The sequence below is a fragment of the Rhodocytophaga aerolata genome (genome assembly GCF_030503435.1).
In the GTDB taxonomy this organism is placed as follows: domain Bacteria; phylum Bacteroidota; class Bacteroidia; order Cytophagales; family 172606-1; genus Rhodocytophaga; species Rhodocytophaga aerolata.
Window position 1 is genome coordinate 620,548 of sequence record NZ_JAUKPO010000001.1, and the last position, 18,884, is coordinate 639,431.

Genomic DNA, 18,884 nt, shown 5'->3' on the forward strand with positions numbered 1-18,884 from the left:
ATGGCGTTTACCATGCCCGAAACTACAGTTACTAGCCAGGCAAAACCAGGCCCTATTGACCGTAAGGCAACCAAAGAAACAGTTTCCTTATTCAATAACCTGTTAACATTATCCAAAGAGCATATTTTGTTCGGCCATCAGCATGCTACCGAGTACGGCCATGGCTGGTCCGGCGAAGAAGGCCGCTCAGATGTTAAATCGGTCACTGGTTCGCATCCGGCAGTAATTGGCATTGACTTTAGCGGTTTATCTGGCCGGCCAAAAGAGGAGATAGAAAAAAGTAAAGCTTCTCTCAAAAAACAGATTGTTGACACCTATAACCGGGGTGGCATAATTACGGTTGCCTGGCATTTCAGCAATCTGGTAACGCCACAAACCGGGTTCTACTGGAAAGATTCTGTTTCGGCTCCGGCTGTAAAAAACATCATTCCTGGTGGATCACACCATACGCAGTACAAAGAAATTCTCCGTACCATAGCCGATCTGGCCAACTCAGTAAAAGGCAAAGACGGAAAACTAGCCCCTATGATTTTCCGGCCTTATCATGAGTTTGACGGTGACTGGTTCTGGTGGGGCAAAAGCCATTGTACAAAGGATGAGTTTATCTCCCTCTGGCGGTTTACCGTATCCTATTTACGCAACGAGTTAGGCGTGCATAATTTTCTGTATGCTTTCTCACCAGATAACAAATTCAATTCAGAAGCCGAATTTCTGGACCGTTACCCAGGCGACGAATGGGTAGATATGGTGGGTATGGACAATTATGGAGACTTTGGAAGGAATGGAAAATACAACCTGGAGGCTGGCATAAAAAAACTCAAAATTGTATCCGATTATGCGCAGAAAGCCGGAAAACTAGCCGCTTTCACGGAAACAGGCCTGGAATCCATTGCGGATAAAGATTGGTGGACAGCTTCTTTATTACAATCGTTGAAAGCTGAAAAAATGCAACTGGCGTATGTACTGGTATGGCGCAACGATGCCAAAAGCTCTACACATTATTATGCACCGTATCCGGATCACCCGAGTGTACCCGACTTTATGAAATTTTACCAGGACCCCTATACGTTATTTGAAGCTGATTTACCAGATATGTATCATATGAAGTAAGTCAACTGTTGGCTCATAAAAACTTAAACCTATTTACTTCACTATTATTTTTTACTGTACTAATGAAAAGACGAAATTTTGTAAAGAACTCTCTCCTAGCCGGATCAGTGGCTGGTATGGTACCACAGGCTACCATGGCTTCTGCTGCTCAAGAAACACAACAAAGCGCCAATCAGGAATTTTACGAACTCCGGGTATACAGCCTAAAAAATGGACGGCAACAGAAACTGGTAGAAGGGTATCTTCAGAATGCCCTCATTCCGGCCATGAACAAACTCGGCAGCAAAACAATAGGTGTGTTTACAGAATATTTAGCGCAAGGCTATACTAAGTTGTTTGCCCTTATTCCGTATGCGACGATGGATGATTTCATAAAAGCACCTGAGAAAATGGCAGCTGATGCTGCCTACAAACAAGGGGCAGCAGCTTATCTGGAGGCACAGGCCACCGAGCCAGCCTACGAACGCATAGAAAGTTCGTTTTTTAAAGCATTTACCAATATGCCTAAAATGGAAGTGCCGGAGAAAAAACCACGTCTCTTTGAACTGCGGCGCTACGAAAGCCATAATGAAACAGCTAGCAAAAAGAAAATAGAAATGTTTAATGAAGGTGGCGAAATAACCATTTTTAAACGTGTAGGACTAACTCCTGTGTTTTTTGGCGAAGCCCTTATTGGCTCGATGCTGCCTAACCTTACCTATATGCTTACCTTCGATGATATGGCCGAGCACGACAAAAACTGGAAAACCTTTGGCAGTGATCCGGAATGGAAAAAAATCAGCGGGATGCCTGAGTATGCCAATGATAAAATCTTATCCAACATCACCAGAACATTTCTAGTACCTACGGCTTTCTCACAGGTATAACTCATTTGTGCCATCTACTCAAAGGCTAACTACGTACAGAGAGCTGAATTATTTTCAGCTCTCTTTATTTAATAACTTTAGCTTTCTCCAGCCGGATACCGATGCCAGCCGTGAGTGAGAGATGCGAGAAAGATACATTCATGGGTCCGAAGGTTATGCCTGGGCCTTCGCCTCCTACAAATGTATACGGCCCAACCTTCTCTTTACCGGCATACTGATACTGGGCTTGTAAATCGATGAATACTCTTTTTCTCCTAGGAAAACGAACGCCTCCTTCCACTACAAAACCAACCTTGGTAAAAGACCTTTCCGGGAAACTGCTCGATTCACGGTTGGCTTGGAAGCCTGTAAAATGAAGAGCAGGGCCCATAGCAAATCTTGTAGACTGGATTTTGGAATATATCCCTCCCAGAACTGCAAATGTGGTTCCATAGTAGATAGTGGTAAATTCACTCCACCGCGGTGAAAAACCTATTATTTTCCCATAGCGGTTAGCCAGCATCCCTTTCACCAGCCATTTTCCCGCAATATTATTTTCAACCCCTAGCTGAAAGCTGATGCGTTGCAATTTCTTTGGATAAGTGGTAGTAGTCCCCCAAAACATGCTGTTCATGGTATGATTAAAGCTGTGTGTATTCATTTCATCAACAACTTTTGTTACAGGTCCGCCCAATGTTCCACCTACATGCAAGGTTAGCTTCCATCCGGAGAATCGAACCGTATCTTTTTGAGCATATAAGGGTAGTTGCGCTGTTAGTAACAGCACTAGGATATAAGTTTTCATAACAAAAAGGGTAGATTGAACTTTACTCGTCTACTTTAAAAAATTATTTACTCACAGTATAGCCGGCTACTTTGCCGTAAACAAAAGAGCGGTCCTGCTGAAGTAGCTGCGTACTCAGTGTTTCGTTTTTCCGGATGGTTTGCTGCAGAGCTACCGGTACTTCGCGGGGAATAATCAGGTTGCGGAACAGGCATCTGGCACCGGGTGTAGCTACTCTGGCTATTTCTTCAAACAACAAAGCGGTATCTTCCTCACTTTTCAACTCGCAGATATTCGACAGGCTAAAACAATCAACTGAGCTTTCGGGCATAGATTGCAGCCATACTTTTACATCAGCTGTAATAATATTCAGGCGGTGGATGAGAGATTTTACTTTACTAAAGTTTTCTTCTTTTAAATAGGCAGGTACCTGCTCAAGATTGTGATATTTGCCCAGTAAATACAGAGATAAAAAATAATTAGGCTGAGTAGGCAAATCCCGAAGGACATGCCTGGCCCGCCTGTAGAAACTTTCAGCAAACGACCGGCTTCCATCATCAAAGTAGAAATAATCGGCGCTCAGGCCCCTTTTAGCTAGTATACGTTTGTTAAACAGAAGCTTGAAAAGCAAGCGGAATTGCCAGGTATCAAACTTCTGGTCATAGTATTGCTGTTGTTGCGCCGGGGTGCTTGCCTCAAACACCTGATGTACGGTACGGTTTCCCTGGAGTATGCGCATGAGCCGCCCTGCCAGCTGCACAAACTTTTCAAACCGGCCTGACATCAGGAGGCCCTTTTCAAGTAGCTGCTGGTTTAATTGCCAGTAGTATAAAGCTTCCGGCGATAAATGGGGTTGTAATTTTTCAAAAATCTTTATCCTGGTATTATTTTCTTCTAGGCCCATAAAAGCCATAAATTCCTGGTACTCCAACTGCACAATAGCTGCTTTTTTCAACTCCATAAGCCACGATTGGGCAGGATTGATATCTACCGCATAAAGTTTATCAGGGCCTTCCAGCAGCAACTCAAAGGTATTGCAGCCACCGGAAGTTATGGTCATTACTTTGTCGCCCGGCCGGATTTGTAAAGCTGCTTTATCAGAGGCGGGATCTTCCCAGTTTAAGGTAAAAATGAGCTTATTCAGTCCTACCTGGTCTTTTCTAGTTGTCGTCATACCTCTTTGTTTGAATTTGCCACAAACCCTGATGATTGTAGAAAGGAGCCGGAACAATGCCATGTTTCCGGGCCCATGTGCTGATCTGGTCCATTTTTTCACTAGTAATATGGCCTCTGCCCTGTGAAAAAGATTCCCGTTTATTTTCGAAAGCAAGCACAGCCGCCTCCAGTACACAACCATGTGCTATATTGTCTTCAGGAAAATGATATAAGGTTTGTTTATAGTCCGGAGAAAAGGAATAGCCACCGCTTACGTAGCCCATGCCGCCAAAATACAAATGCACGTTGCGCAGATCCAGGGCAGTCGCATCAATGTTTTTCGGAAACCCGGCATCTACGATGATGGCGCCGGGCTTTACGTGCGGTAATTTTACGTTAGTAGCGCTGGCTACCGCAATAATAATATCGGCCTCCGCTGCTGATTCTTCCACCGAATCAGCTAGTTGAACCGTACATTTTGAAAGTTTAGTGCTTAACTCATACAACCTGCGCCTGTTACGGGCGGCCAGGGTAAGTTTAGCGGCTTTCTCTAAGAAATAACCCGCACAGGCTGACCCAATATCTCCGGTAGCTCCAATAATCAGAAGATGACTCTGGGAAATATCCTTGTGAAGCAACGCACAGGCATCTTGCAAACTTTGTACAATAAATGCAGCTGTAAGGGTATTGCCAGTCGTAAATTGTGTCTGCAAGCCGGCAGGAAGCAAATTCAGTTGCCCTTCCAGAATAATAGACGTAAACCCACCCAGCGTAGCCACCGGAACTTGTAATTTATCGGCACAGATAGCCGCTTCGCTAACTTTACGCAGATTCTCTTTGGAGAATACTGTATCCAGCCGGTCAGGTGGCAGAAAAGTTTCTATATAATGCCCGCAAATCTGCTTGTCTGGCTGAATAGAGTGAACCGTGATGCGGAAGATGCTTCTGGGCGGAAAGTACGGAAAAAGATATTTAATGTCTTCTTCCGGAATAGCCCGCAGCTTTGCATCCCTTACCTGATGGATAAAAGGATACACATTTTCCCAGCATTCCTGATGGCCCAACACAGCAAAATCACTTTTTTCAGTTGTAGGATATGTTCCCGGCATAGGGTTGAGTGGCTTAGGTTTCAGGTTTTAAAGCAGGCGAAGGCTCATGCGTTACTTCCGGCCCTTTCCACAACCGGAGGTATATCTGCCAGAAAGAATACGTTTGTTGATCTTTCCGGGTAAACACCGGTAAATGAATCCAGGAAATTTTCGGGTACTGGTGGTGCGCCAGGTGCAAGTTAAAATTCAGGTAAAGTACTCTCATCCATACGGGCATTTTCAGGTTATGTGCCCCTTGTACAATATCTCTCGGTGAAAAGGCATGGGTAACATAGTTCTGCGACGACCACACAAATGCATGCAGCAGGTAAGCCATCAGTAGGAAACTTACTTGCAGTTCCAGCAGGAAAAACAGGGCTATCTGAAAGATTATGACCAGCCAACTCTCCTGCCGGATGCGGAACAACAATTTCTGATGCTCTGTACCTTTAATAATTCCGTTAATTTCCTTATTCCAGCTAAATAATCTGGAGAATACCAGTCTGGGTACAAAAGCAAACAGCACAACCGAAAGTACAACCATGAGCCACTCTACCCCAATCCGGATGCTGTACAAGTATATCCGCCGTAGCCACTTCCGCTGATGGGGATAATACAAATCCCACATTTCGTAATCAGTCCGGTTATGCCGGTGATGGTTCAGGTGACATTTTTTCAGAAAAGTAAACGGGGCTATAAACACGACACATAAAGCCACACCCAACCAATCATTGATCTGGCTGTCTGGGTGAGCCACCCGGTGTTCTGCCTCATGAATTAGTGAATACAGCGGAATCATCAGCAAGGCAAACAGGCTAGCCAGACCTATTTGCATGCCCACTGATTGAATATGCGAACCCAGGTAAAGTACGGTTAGGCTGCCAATTGCACCACTCATGGCTACTGCCAGGTTCAACCGGTAAGGAATCGGATACGATGGATTATCTGGCATAACCTTAAAAGGGAAGATTAATGATCCAGACAGTGGTTTGTTCACCAGGCAAGCCAATGGTATCCAACGCCTGGGCATAGGTCTTAAATGCATTGGCCCGGATTTGTCTCAGGCTAAGTCCGATTTCTTCCAGGTCGTCTTTCATACAATTGCCGTTACATATTCCACAATGTCCCTGTATATCTTCTGTGGCAGTCCACTGGGCTAGCACCGTCATTACATCTTCATGCAGAATTTTAAAGGTGTCTGTAAATACATGGCCTTTTCGTGCTAATTCTTGTTGCAGAATTTCAGTCGCATGGTGCAGGTGTTCTTTTTCCTGTTCAGACGTTTGCAGCAACAAAGCCCCTATTTCACCGCCTATAGCTTCTCCGGCATCTTTGTACATCGACACAGCAAACGATTCCAGCATTACTTCCTGTATAATTAAGCAGGCAATAAAATCCTGAAGCCGGGCATAATGCAGAAATTTTTCGCGGATGGTTTTCCAGTAATAGCCTTCCATATTGGCCCGTACTGGTAAGTTGTATTTGGCAGCTACCTGCATAAAGCCCAGCGCATGTTGCCGTTCACTTTCGGCATGTTCTACGGCCTCCATTTTCTCATGCAAGTCAGGGATTACGCCTGCTAGGGAAGCAAAATTTGACATACCCACAAGTTCCCCGGTAATAGCCTGGGATACTACATCGCCTATTACTTTCCGGGCTCTGGCGGTTTCTGATTCTAAAGTGAAGCTTTCTTGCATGATGCATATGGTTTAAGTGTTTGACATGATAGAACAGGTATCCTGAACTCAAAAAATAGATGTAGCCTCTATGGACTATATTTAGCAGGTTACACCAGAGAATAATCTTCGAAAGGAATACCATTCCTGACCGCTTGGATCAGTTGGGTATTTTTTTTGAGGCTGGTAATATACCCATACGACTTAAATTCAAACTTTGGAAGCCCCCGGAAATGCTTCAGCAGCGGATCTTTTTCGTGCAAGCCAATACTTAAAAAATGGTATTGCTTGGTAAAAGCTATATTCCGGGCTACCTGGATCAGTGCCAGCAGGGCTTTTTCCTGAGAGGGTTTATAATAAAAATTATTTACATATAAGTTTCTCACTACCTGGCCAATTTCGGGCAAGCGGTATAAGGGTAAGTAGGTAAATAAGGTATTAGACAAGGCGACTACTGCCCGCAGATGCGGCTGCAAACCTACAACTACGTTTTGCTTCATTGGCAAGGTATCCAGTAAGGTAAGGGCAGCTACAGGCTCAGTGTTTTCATAGGCGACTAAGGCTGTTGTATCGTTGTTTGCCTGGATTATTTTACCCAGCTGATAGCCTCTGTAGAACTCATTAAACAAGTTGCACAAAGGTTGCTCTAATGGTTCATAGCGGATATCGGGATGAATGCCTGAAACGGACTTTCCGGAAGGCAATAGCTGAAATACCTGAAACTGCCCCAGCGAAGTAAATTTCGGAATAGCCGCCCGTCCATTAAACAGTGGTTGTACCAGGCTATTGCCATGTGCAGCCGTACAAAACAACAGGTCAGCGTCTTTCGATTGAAGATACTGATACATGCGGGCCACCAGCCGGAAGGCATATACACCTGCCCGGTAACCCGCATCTACCTTCAGATCACTTAAGTAGTAAAGGGGCGTCAGCTGTCCCTGAATATAAACGTGGCTTTTGGATGCAGAAAAGCTGCCAACTACCTTTTTATCTTTCTCCAGCAAAAAAGTAATACTTTCCCCTCTTACCTGTAATATCCGGAAGAAATCAGGCTTCCGGTCAATACGTAGCGAAATGGCTCCTTGCATCGGATTACTGGCGGTAAGGGTCAGTAAGTCTTCATTGTCCTGAAAGGTAGCCAGCCTGATCATACATGAACATTTAATTTTTCTGATAATCCTAATGGAAAAATGCGCAACAAAAGCAAAAGTCTGCTACCAGCTTCCCTCTCTTATTTTAGACCTCCACACCTGCAAATATACGCTATTCAATATCTATACTCTTAGAGTGTTTTCCTATAAGAAATATCCTGTATTTTTTTAACAGACACTAATTGATTCTCAAGCACATCTACTATTTTTTTAGCAGAACAAACCAAACCCAGTTAAGCGTAGCGAATTTTACCTGCAGCCTTAATAAAATCTGCCAGGCTACTGAAATTATTTGCATTTTTTGCAAGTATTTTGGTAAGATTTTTTTATATTTAGTATAATACCCAAAAAAATATTCCCCCTTTATTGTTTTTTATCACAGGCAATAAGTTCAGCTATGGTATGCCAGATTGGCTCTGCCCGTAAAACCCGATTGTGAATAAGGTATACTGATTTTTTCTTTTGCTCCTATGAACAAACTTACAACGGCTCCTCCTTCAGAGCTCTCCCTGCAAAAAAAGCTTTTCCAACAGATAAAAAATGGGTTAGGCAGTCATCTCTCACTGGTAGAAGAAGTAGCTGATCTATTGGGCATCAGCACCGACAGTGCCTACCGTAGATTACGTTCTGAAACACCTGTTTCCTTAGAAGAAGCTGCCATTTTATGTAAACACTTCCACATTGCTCTGGATGAAATAATACCCCAGCCACAAGAAGCCGTTATATTCCGGCGGTTCAGCATTCATGAACAAGCCTTAACCTTTGCAGATTACCTGCGCTACAGCCGGGAGTACTTTGAAAAGATGCGGCTGATTAAGCACTGTATGTGCTATTATGCGGCCAAAGACATTCCGGTATTCTACCACTTTATGTTTCCGCCACTCGGGAAATTTAAATTATTTTTCTGGCTAAAGACCGTGAAGGGGGTTCCTGAATTTAAAAATCTGCCCTTTTCTTTTGAGAGTATACCAGATGAGTACATGAAGTTGAGCAATGCTATTTCGGATAGCTATTTTCAGACGCCTGGCGTAGAAATATGGAATGAAGAAACTACCAACAGTACCCTGCGGCAAATTTATTACTACCATGAAGCTGGGTTATTTGCCGATCCGGCTATTCCCTTAGCCCTGGTAGATCAGCTGGAACAATTGGTTAAGCATGTACACTTGCAGGCAGAAACCGGCCAGAAACTGCTTCATACGGCAACTCCAGCTGCCGTACCTGTGAAATTTGAGTTGTACCACAATGAAGTATTGCTCCTGGATAATACCATTCTTCATCAAGCTGATTCGTTTAGTTCCGTACTGGTAAGCTACAATGCCATTGATTATTTAACTACGACTAACCATGCTTTCTGCCATGAAGTATACCGCTGGTTGCAAATTCAAATGGAAAAATCTGTGCTGATCAGCAAGATCTCCGAAAAAGAACGGAACCGGTTCTTTAATAAAATGTATGAAAATATAAAACAACACCGGAAAAAAATGCAGGAACAAAGGTGAGTATAAGAACCGGGCAGTTTTCCGGTTTTTGATTTTTCTGGATATTTTTTATCACAATTCTCACGTCTGCTATTGTTTACACTGCTTTGAATGCTCAACTTTGTACACTCATTGTTCATTTATGATTCACTATGCAAGCTAATCTGTTCTCTCTTATTTTTTGTCTCCTCTTTTCCGCTGCCAATCTTCTTGCACAAACAAAACAGTTGCCCTATACCCTTGTTAATCTTCAGAGTTTGAATGATTTTAAGCCGGTTGGTAATAACTGGAAAGTGGTGGGAGATGTATACTATGATATAAACAAAGCAGAATCCGGCAAAACAGGTTCTGGCAGCGGTATTGTGGCAAATGCGCCTTCCGACAAAAATAAAGACCATTTGTTTACTAAAATGGAGCATGGAGATATAGACCTGGAACTGGAGTTTATGATGGATAAAGGCTCTAATTCAGGCATATACCTGCAAGGCCGCTACGAAATTCAGTTATTCGACAGTTGGGGAACGGCAACTCCTACCTCATCCGACTGCGGGGCCATCTACCAACGCTGGGACGAAAGCAGGCCCGAAGGCAGAAAAGGCTATGAAGGACATCCACCTGCCCAGAATGTAAGCAAAGCCCCCGGCTTATGGCAACACTACCGGATTGTTTTTCAGGCACCCAGGTTTAATGCATCTGGCGAGAAAATAGCCAATGCCCGTTTTGTCAAAGTAATCCATAATGGTGTAACGATTCATGAAAATGTAGAAGTTACCGGACCTACCCGTTCTGCTGCCTTTACTGATGAAAAACCCACTGGCCCCTTAATGATTCAGGGAGATCATGGGCCGGTAGCTATCCGCAATATTAAATATAAGTCGTATGGAGTTGAGCCGGTTACTTTAACCAATCTGCAATTGAAGGCTTATGAAGGAAAGATTAAAAGCTTGGCAGAACTCAATTCACTGACCCCGGTGAAAGAACTAAATATTGATGTACTGGATCATCAGGGTTCTGGAACCAGAGATAATTTTGGTGGCCTTATTACCGGAACCATCCGGGTACCTCAATCTGGCGAATACCTGTTCAACCTCAGTTTAGACTGGATTCCGGCCGATAACCGGCCTGAGAACCCCAATGGATTTGGCTCCTTCCGTATTGGCGACAAACCACTGATAGAACTGAACGGAACCAGTGGCACCGGTTCAGCTATGGTAACCCTGCAGGCTGGCGAACATCCGATTACCCTTTCTTATTTCAAAAATTATGGATACTGGTATGCCAGAAGCAATAATATTACGCTGGCTGTTGAAGGACCAGGCATTGCCTACACTTCCCTAAATGCCCCATTGCGGGTAGTAGAACCGGTAAGTGCCATTACTATTGAAGCCAGTCAGGAGCCCACCATGGTCAGGAGTTTTATCAATCACAAAGGAAAAAAGCGGACGCATGTATTATCCGTTGGCGAGCCTACTAATTTGAACTATACCCTAGATTTAAGTACCGGAGAACTGTTACATGTATGGCGTGGAGAATTTGTAGAAGCTACTCCCATGTGGCATGGCCGTGGCGAAACACAATTAGCCGTTCCCCGGGGAAGTGTACTGGAACTATCTGGAAAACCTTCCCTGGCAACACTTACCAATCAAACTACTGCCTGGCCAGACTCTAGTACCAGCTATACCTATGTTGGCTACGATATTGACAAAGCTTCCCGCAGACCAGTGTTTAAATATACCCTGGGCACCGCCAGTATTAAAGAATCGTTTGAACCACAGGATGGCGGACGAAAACTGTCTCATTCTTTCCAGGTAACGCCAGGGCAAGAGAAAGAAATCTGGTGCCGGGTGGCTGAAGGATCAACCATTACTAAATTACCCAACGGATTGTATGCCATCAATGACAAGGAATTTCTGGTGGAACTGCCGGCAAAAGCCAAACCTGTTATCCGGAATACCTCACAGAATACCAAAGAACTATTGCTACCGGTTACGGCCGAAAATAAAGCAGGCTCCATCACTTATTCTATCGTATGGTAACGGGTTAATTAAACATCAGATAAACTTCCACGGCAATTGTATAGAAACGAACAGCTTCCATACAAGCCAACAACAATAAAAACATGAAGCTACCCAATCAATTTATTAAAGCTGTTTGTATGGCCTGCGCTTTGCTGGCGCTTGACAATCATACTTCTATAGCTCAGGTAAAACCCAAAGTAAACCCGGCTACTGGCAGCAAACAACCAGCTCCTGCGCCCAAAGGTCTGGAAGGTACTACCGCCGTTCCTCAAACAGAAGACGATTTTTACAAACTTATATCTTTACCCATCCCCGAAGGCATTGTTCTGGAAGTAGGCGGCATGACTACCTTGCCCGATGGACGCCTGGCTATATGTACCCGCCGGGGCGAAGTATGGCTGGTTTCAAATCCGGCCATTTCCGGTAACCAACAGCCCACGTATAAACGTTATGCCTATGGCTTGCATGAACCTCTGGGGCTGGCGTATAAAGATGGTGATATTTATGTAACCCAGCGAAGTGAAGTTACCCGCCTGCGCGATACGGATGGCGACGAGGTAGCCGATTCATATGATAAAATATATTCCTGGCCACTTTCGGGTAATTACCATGAATACTCTTATGGACCTCTATTTCTGCCAAATGGAAACATGCTGGTTACGCTGAACCTGGGATGGAGCAATAGTTTAGGACATGGGGTAAGTTTGGTGCCCTGGCGGGGATGGATGCTGGAAATTACCCCGGATGGCAAAATGACACCGGTAGCGGCTGGCTTACGTTCGCCAGCTGCCTTTGCTGCTAATGCCGAAGGAGATATTTTTTACACAGAAAATCAGGGCGACTGGGTTGGCTCCGGCCGGATGACCCACCTGGAAAAAGGAGACTTTGCAGGTAATGCGGAAGGCCTCAAATGGTCTAGTTTACCGGGTTCTCCCATCAAACTAAAGCCAGAAGATATTCCTAATACCGGAGAGCCTATGAATGAAGTAGCCAAACGGGTATCCGGTTTAAAACCGCCTGCCATCTGGTTTCCACATGGCATTCTGGGCATATCTACCTCAGGTATCTTGTTAGACAATACCAAAGGTAAGTTCGGCCCTTTTGATGGACAGCTATTTGTAGGCGACCAGGGGCAAAGTAAGATTATGCGGGTAGCTATGGAAAAAGTAAAAGGTGAGTACCAGGGCGTGGTTTTTCCTTTCCGCGAAGGTTTTTCTTCTGGCATCCTGCGCCTGGTATGGGGAAATGACGGCTCTATGTTTAGTGGCATGACTAGCCGTGGCTGGTCTTCTACTGGTAAAGAGTTATTTGGCCTGCAACGCGTGGTATGGACTGGGCAAATGCCTTTTGAAATGAAAACCGTACGTGCGATGCCAGATGGTTTCGACATTGAATTTACCATGCCAGTAGACCGTACCATTGCAGCAGATCCGGCCTCTTATAAAATCACCGGCTTTACCTATAAATACCAGGCTGCCTATGGTAGCCCGGTAATCAATAATGAACTTTGCCAGGTACGGGGTATAGCGGTAAGTGAAGATGGATTAAAAGCCCGGCTGGTGGTTGACGGCCTTCGGGAAGGATATATTCACGAAATAAGCACAGAAGGGGTGCGTTCTTCTGAAGGCAAACCTTTATTACACAATGTAGCCTACTATACGCTAAATCACGTTCCAGATGGAGAAAAACTAAATATTGCTTTAGCGGCTCCTGCACATGTGCATGCTTCTACTAGCAAGAATGCGGCTTCTACAACAGGTACTCCTTCCACCAAAAGTAATTCAACTCCCTCTACAGCCAGTGCATCGGCTGAAGGAAAAATGGCTAAACGGGTTACAGAAAAACCTGCTTCCTGGCCAAATGAAGGCGATTTCCGGATTACCATGGGTACTAAACCAGGGCTAAAATTTGATCCTGCTCAGTTCACCGTAAAGGCAGGTAGCCGGGTGAAAGTAGTGTTCAACAACAACGATGATATGCTGCATAACTTTGTTGTCGTATTGCCTGGTACGGCATTGGAAGTAGGAGAACTGGCTATGAAACTAGGTTTATCAGGTCAGGAAAAAAATTACATTCCTCAAACCAACAAGGTATTGTATCATACAAATCTGCTTCAGCCAAATGCCTCAGAATCCATCTATTTTATAGCTCCCGATAAACCGGGCGAATATGTTTATGAATGTTCAGTTCCGGGCCACTTTTATTCCATGCAGGGAATTATGAAAGTGGTGAAGTAAATAGCCCTACATACTAATTAAACAAAAGAATCCCGGAAGGTAAATCAGCTTCCGGGATTCTTTTGTTATGACGTTGAGGTAATCAGTAGATCTACACTATTGGTCAAAAGAAACTACGGGCCATCCTTCCTGATCCCAGCGCAGGGTTTTAATATGCAATTTAGCTTTGCCTTTATCGGAGGCATCGTACCCATGAAAGACCAGGTAATCCTGATTGTTGAAAGTATATACCGCATTATGCCCTACCCCATACCATTGCTTATTTCCCTGTAACACGAGTGTACCCCCACCTGCCAGCATTTTTTCACCATTGCGGTCCAGGTAAGGACCTATAACTTGCTCTGAGCGGCCAACTACCATTTTGTAGGTGCTTTTTTCGCCCCGGCAACAATAATCGAAAGAGGCGAACAAATAGTAATACTTGCCTTTTTTAAAAATAAAGGGAGCTTCTATGGCGGCTTCTCCTGCCAGGGTATCGGCGGTGGTGTAGCTTCGCGGACGGCTGGCAAGGGTATACCACTGCTGTGGAGATTGGGCAATGTTTAATAGATCATCGGTTAGTTTAACCATTTTTATTCCCTTCCAGAAAGAACCAAACGAAAGCCACGGCGTTCCTGTCTGATCTACAATCAGGTTAGGATCAATGGCATTCCATAAATCCCTACCCGGCACCGACTCAATGATCTTTCCATGATCTATCCATTTAAAGTCCGTATCAGCCGGATTTAATGTAGTATTACTGGCTAACCCAATGCAAGAGGTATTTTTACCGAAAGCTGAAATTGAATAAAACAGATAATATCTTCCGTTGTAAAAGCTAATATCCGGAGCCCAGATGTGTCCTTTAAAACCAGCTACCGCCGCCACGGCCCAGGCAGGCGGCGTGTCAAACACTGGATTTTGCTTTTCCCAGTTCTGCATATCTGTTGAAGACCATACCGAAATTCCTCTGCCAGTACAGAACAGATAATACGTATTATCCTGCTTAATCATCACCGGATCATGTACTGGAATAGTAGCTGGCTGAGCATAGGCCACTTGAGAAGCAAGCAGAAGAAATAGAATAGCTGTGATGACTGGTTTCATACGGTTGGATTGAGGAGTAACCTTGCTTAGGTTATTTCCATCTTATATTTCTTGCAAAATATAATATTTATTCAGCAGGTTACCGGCAGAAATCCCTTGTATTTTACTAACGCCTCATTTCTTGTCAGCTTACCCGAACTTCCGATGACTATCATATGCCAGGCCAAGCCCTACACTAGATAGCTTATTTTCATCTGACAGTGCTGCATTCTCAAACAGTTTTTTAAACAGATCTTGAATTAAAGGAATTTCTGTGGAGCCGCCAGTCAGAATAACCAGCTCTATGTCCTTAGGTTGGATGCCGGCTAGTTTTACACATTCGCTAGCCGCGTTAGCAATTTTAGTTACTTCGTCAGCAATGGCTTCTTCAAACTGTGTACGGGCAGTATGGATGAATAAATTCTGTTCCACGAATTCCAGGGAAGTAGCATATAAATCCGCTGTAGTTAAAGCAATTTTCGTCTCTTCTACTCTGGTCAGCAAGGTATGGCCGGTTTCCTGTTCCAGGATACGTAACAGCCGGCTCAGCTTTTTCTTATCATGGGAAAGATGAAGTAGTTGCCGGGTCTGAGAAATAATTTTGAGGGTATACAAAAAGTTAATCTTACTCCACTCCGATAAATCGTGATATAGTTTAAGTGGAATTTCCAGGTTTTTCTCTCCGTAGGTGCTTTTGTACCCCAAGTGAGGCATGATAGCCGCCAGACTTAAATTTTTGTCGAACTCATTGCCGCCAATGCGTACACCAGTATTAGCTAGTATGTCCTGCAAGCGGTCTTTTTTGTGTATATACGTAGCCGAAAGCCTGATCACAGTAAAATCAGAGGTACCGCCTCCTAAGTCAACGACCAGGGCCAATTTTTCATTGGGAATATGCACCTCATGGGCAAACGCAGCGGCAATAGGTTCAAACTGAAATGCAATATCTTTGAACCCCAGCCCCTGTGCAATAGCTCTTAATTCCTGTTCGGCCCGTTTGTCTCCTGCAGGATCATGATCTATAAAATGCACCGGCCTTCCCATTACAACGTGCTCAATATCCTGGCCAACCAGCGTAGTAGCTTTCTCTTTAATATTCTTAAGAAACAGAGAAATTATGCTGTCGAATTTTATCACTTTTCCATTAATCAAAGTGCCTTGATTAACCAAGGAAGTACCCAGCACCCGCTTCAGGCTCCGCATATACCGGCCGGCTTGCTTAGATAAAAAGGACGTAGCAGCTGCGCGGCCAAAACCGGGAACGGCCGATTGCTCCGGAAAGAAAATAGCACTAGGTATAGTCACATGTGCATGTTCTACCGGTACCAGATGTATTGTTTGATTGTTAGCTAGGGCAATTGAAGAATTGGATGTTCCAAAATCAATACCACACGAAATAGTTGCCATGAATACGTAACCTGAAATAGAGCAGCTATTTGTGATAGCTGCTATTTAGTAAAGGCGGCAAATTTACTATTATCAGCTTCATCTTTAGCATATACACCTGCAAAATTCATCTATTTTCTATTGAATATATTATGGGAAGGATGCCAACCAATTTCTATAACCAGAAACCCGCCTGCAGATGCTTTAAACAAACCACTAACTAATGCACTGCTCAAGTAGCCCATTGAAAGTGAGTATTTCTGGAAACAAACCAGTACTACTAACCTCACTTTGTATGGACATAACACAGGACTTTAATTGACATTTTTTCAATATATTGATAATCAAATGCTTAAAATTACATTATATGGTTTTTTTATTTTGTAGTAGAACAATTACATAAATCCGGCCGTAGAATACGTGTACAATAGAAGTATGAATTAACTTATTTCAACCACTATGTAACCTTAACTTTATGAATAAGAGATTTTATAGTTTCAGAAAGCTGACAGGGCTTAGCTTTTTATTTATGCTCTTTTTGCTTGGCACTTATTCTACGACACAAGCACAAGAAAAAGGCAATTTTTTCGGAGGCGACCGGGCTACCCGGTTTGGATTTAAAGGTGGGGCAAACGTGTCGCAACTGTATATTGATCAGGTAGATGGAAATTCAGAACGTTCTAAATGGGGATGGCATGCCGGTATTTTTGTAAAAGCGCCGGTTAGTGATTACTTTGCTTTCCAGCCAGAGTTGCTCTATTCTAATGCAGGAACCAAGGTATCGTATCAGGGTTCTAACTTGCTGGGCGTACGGCCTGGCGAAGTACGCTACAATCTGAACTATGTGCAATTACCCTTGTTAGCTGCGATCACCCTTGGCCCGCTAAGTGTGCAATTCGGCCCCTATGGCTCATATTTGATTGATGCAAACATCAGGAACTTACAAATTGATGATCCGCTGGAGCCTACTGGTGGAATTGGTTTGGATGAATCTGATTTTGAACGTTTTGATTATGGCCTGGCAGGTGGTGTAGCCATGGATATAAAAGGATTTCAGCTGGGTGTCCGATACAACTATGGTTTACGGGAGATCAGCGACAAAGGCCTGGCTGGCAGACTAGTCAATAATTCTAAAAATTCTGTAGCTCAAATATACCTCGGTATTGCTTTTTAGCAACTACGGAAAGAATAATATCTCCGGGCTATACGGTACATTTTATGCAAAGCTTCTTTCAAGAGTAAATTTGAAAGAAGCTTTGTTTTTTCCGACTATATTATATTTGAAACGGATCGATGGATTCTACAATTCCTCAGTTATCATGGAAAGATATATCATAGAGCAGCCATGTAACAGGAAGTTGAATTGCTAAAGGTCATGCCTGATCAAACAGTTATCTGTATACTGACTGGAAAAAGTACAAAGCCCTTCATGCCGGAATTACAGTGATCGCAAATTAATATTTTATTTTACCTGTTTATTCCTAAACAAAAATAGTCTTCTAACAGTACCTAGTATTAATGTTCTTCTATTTTGCCTTTTTATCAACAGTCAGATAGAACACTGGGCGTATTTGGTTTGTTTCACACAATTTATTCTAAAATAGTATGGATATTCCTTTCCCTGTTAATAAGATGCTTATTAAATCTTTGGCTGCTATGGCTAAGCACTCAGAAGAAACCTTGCATCAGAACAATACTTGCTTGCAGGTCTTGAAAGATACTATTCTGGTAGCCAATAAAAACGGATTGTTAGCCTTGAAAGCTTCGTTGGTGGCTTTTACTGAGTCAGAAGCGGAGCGGAATTTTCATAATAAGTTAATCAGCCTGTATCTTCAACTTATTGAGCAGCATTTAAAAAATAGATAGATTCAACCAAAATAATCTTTTGTATACGTTGTGGTGCCTATTCTATACTAAATGCATTTAGTAGGTATGAAATATTTATTGAGTATATAATGTGGAAATGGTCCAGTATATAAAAAAATAAAAACAGATAGTAGTTTAGAAAGCCTGGGTTTCCAGGCTTTCTAAACTTACTTTCCCTACATACCTGTTGTGGGCATAATCACTTTGTCAATTACATGAATTACCCCATTGCTAGCGGCCACATCGGCTTGTTTAACAGAGGCATCATTAACCATGGCTTTGCCGCCTTTTAAAGCTATTTTTGCTTCTTTGCCATTTACTGTTTTGGCTTTCTGTCCATCTTTCAGGTCAGTAGACTTAATATTTCCGCTCACAACATGATAGGTTAAGATAGAAACCAATTGTTGTTTGTTTTCGGGCTTTAATAGATTATCTAAAGTACCGGCTGGTAAAGCAGCAAATGCATCGTTAGTTGGTGCAAATACTGTAAAAGGGCCTTTTCCACTTAAGGTTTCGACTAAACCGGCGGCTTTAATAGCAGCTACTAACGTGCTGAAGTCAGGATTAGCAGAGGCTACTTCCACAATATTACCGGAAGTAGTTTGACTAAAAGAGTTAGTCAGGTTAAAACAAAGGGCTGCTACTAACAACAGCATTACTTTTACTTTTTTCATAGAAATAATAGGTTTGGTTTTTTAGTAGAACAAGCATTTGCCAACATTGTTTAAAAATAGCTGGCTGCCATCTAAATGAAAGGCAGCATGATACCATTACTCTCATTTCTACTGGTTAGCCGCTTGCGCACACATACTATAGCCTTACCGCATGATAGTTTGCTAATATGTCCATAAGTTATTGTTGCAAACTAATAATTTTTACAGCCTATTCCCTTTCTATCATTAATTGTCCTGCCAGGCAGTGACCTTTTGGAACAAAAGATATATATGTTAAACTATTTACTTATATCGCAACCCTATGTTTAAGTTACCTAGTTGCAGTTGATTGAAACATATGCGGCACAT

The 18,884-nt window shown here is 43.2% G+C and carries 16 protein-coding genes; 7 read left to right on the forward strand and 9 right to left on the reverse strand.

The annotated features are described in order from the left end of the window. Together Q0590_RS02445 and Q0590_RS02450 are read left to right on the forward strand one after the other, a co-directional pair. The gene (locus tag Q0590_RS02445; RefSeq protein ID WP_378410437.1) at window positions 1–1,110 is read left to right on the forward strand and encodes a glycoside hydrolase family 26 protein; all 1,110 of its coding nucleotides are present in this window, start codon (window positions 1–3) and stop codon (window positions 1,108–1,110) included. Window positions 1,111–1,172: 62 nt separating this feature from the next. After that, window positions 1,173–1,976 carry an NIPSNAP family protein gene (locus Q0590_RS02450; protein WP_302035885.1) on the forward strand — a complete coding sequence of 268 codons (804 nt, stop codon included), beginning with the start codon at window positions 1,173–1,175 and terminating at the stop codon, window positions 1,974–1,976. A 64-nt stretch (window positions 1,977–2,040) separates the two neighbouring features. Here the strand turns inward: Q0590_RS02450 and Q0590_RS02455 are convergent, their stop codons facing one another. The 6 genes from Q0590_RS02455 to Q0590_RS02480 all read right to left on the reverse strand — a co-directional run bounded on the left by Q0590_RS02455 (window position 2,041) and on the right by Q0590_RS02480 (window position 7,809). Beyond that, window positions 2,041–2,760 carry a hypothetical protein gene (locus Q0590_RS02455; protein WP_302035886.1) on the reverse strand — a complete coding sequence of 240 codons (720 nt, stop codon included), beginning with the start codon at window positions 2,758–2,760 and terminating at the stop codon, window positions 2,041–2,043. 43 nt (window positions 2,761–2,803) lie between these two features. Beyond that, entirely contained in the window at window positions 2,804–3,913 is a 1,110-nt protein-coding gene (locus Q0590_RS02460) for a DUF3419 family protein (RefSeq protein WP_302035887.1), read from the reverse strand. Continuing rightward, window positions 3,900–5,003: a hypothetical protein gene (locus Q0590_RS02465; protein ID WP_302035888.1), complete on the reverse strand. Its 1,104-nt coding sequence runs from the start codon at window positions 5,001–5,003 to the stop codon at window positions 3,900–3,902. Before Q0590_RS02465 ends, Q0590_RS02460 begins: the two co-directional genes overlap by 14 nt. Before the next feature lie 13 nt (window positions 5,004–5,016). After that, window positions 5,017–5,934 carry a fatty acid desaturase family protein gene (locus Q0590_RS02470; protein WP_302035889.1) on the reverse strand — a complete coding sequence of 306 codons (918 nt, stop codon included), beginning with the start codon at window positions 5,932–5,934 and terminating at the stop codon, window positions 5,017–5,019. Between the two features lie 4 nt (window positions 5,935–5,938). Beyond that, window positions 5,939–6,679 (reverse strand): long-chain fatty aldehyde decarbonylase, encoded by a 741-nt coding sequence (locus Q0590_RS02475; protein WP_302035890.1) that lies wholly within the window; start codon window positions 6,677–6,679, stop codon window positions 5,939–5,941. 89 nt (window positions 6,680–6,768) lie between these two features. Next, the gene (locus Q0590_RS02480) at window positions 6,769–7,809 is read right to left on the reverse strand and encodes a hypothetical protein (RefSeq protein WP_302035891.1); all 1,041 of its coding nucleotides are present in this window, start codon (window positions 7,807–7,809) and stop codon (window positions 6,769–6,771) included. Window positions 7,810–8,279: 470 nt separating this feature from the next. Between Q0590_RS02480 and Q0590_RS02485 the strand changes: the two genes are divergently transcribed. The 3 genes from Q0590_RS02485 (at window position 8,280) to Q0590_RS02495 (ending at window position 13,545) form a co-directional block, all read left to right on the forward strand. After that, window positions 8,280–9,311, forward strand: coding sequence for a helix-turn-helix domain-containing protein (locus Q0590_RS02485; RefSeq protein ID WP_302035892.1), 1,032 nt, complete (start codon window positions 8,280–8,282; stop codon window positions 9,309–9,311). Between the two features lie 236 nt (window positions 9,312–9,547). Next, window positions 9,548–11,326 carry a 3-keto-alpha-glucoside-1,2-lyase-like domain-containing protein gene (locus tag Q0590_RS02490; RefSeq protein ID WP_302035893.1) on the forward strand — a complete coding sequence of 593 codons (1,779 nt, stop codon included), beginning with the start codon at window positions 9,548–9,550 and terminating at the stop codon, window positions 11,324–11,326. A gap of 83 nt (window positions 11,327–11,409) precedes the next feature. Next, window positions 11,410–13,545 (forward strand): plastocyanin/azurin family copper-binding protein, encoded by a 2,136-nt coding sequence (locus Q0590_RS02495; RefSeq protein WP_302035894.1) that lies wholly within the window; start codon window positions 11,410–11,412, stop codon window positions 13,543–13,545. Window positions 13,546–13,641: 96 nt separating this feature from the next. On the opposite strand, the gene Q0590_RS02500 is transcribed toward Q0590_RS02495, so the two are convergent. Both Q0590_RS02500 and Q0590_RS02505 read right to left on the reverse strand, forming a co-directional pair. Then, window positions 13,642–14,631, reverse strand: coding sequence for an arabinan endo-1,5-alpha-L-arabinosidase (locus Q0590_RS02500; protein WP_302035895.1), 990 nt, complete (start codon window positions 14,629–14,631; stop codon window positions 13,642–13,644). A 129-nt stretch (window positions 14,632–14,760) separates the two neighbouring features. Then, complete coding sequence (locus tag Q0590_RS02505) at window positions 14,761–16,017, reverse strand: Hsp70 family protein (RefSeq protein WP_302035896.1); 1,257 nt, start codon at window positions 16,015–16,017, stop codon at window positions 14,761–14,763. 454 nt (window positions 16,018–16,471) lie between these two features. On the opposite strand from Q0590_RS02505, the gene Q0590_RS02510 reads away from it, so the two are divergent. Continuing rightward, window positions 16,472–17,170, forward strand: a complete 699-nt coding sequence (locus Q0590_RS02510) for a porin family protein (protein WP_302035897.1) — start codon at window positions 16,472–16,474, stop codon at window positions 17,168–17,170. Window positions 17,171–17,652: 482 nt separating this feature from the next. Then, window positions 17,653–17,862, forward strand: coding sequence for a hypothetical protein (locus Q0590_RS02515; RefSeq protein ID WP_302035898.1), 210 nt, complete (start codon window positions 17,653–17,655; stop codon window positions 17,860–17,862). Window positions 17,863–18,038: 176 nt separating this feature from the next. On the opposite strand, the gene Q0590_RS02520 is transcribed toward Q0590_RS02515, so the two are convergent. After that, entirely contained in the window at window positions 18,039–18,536 is a 498-nt protein-coding gene (locus tag Q0590_RS02520; RefSeq protein ID WP_302035899.1) for a fasciclin domain-containing protein, read from the reverse strand. Window positions 18,537–18,884: the final 348 nt, after the last annotated feature.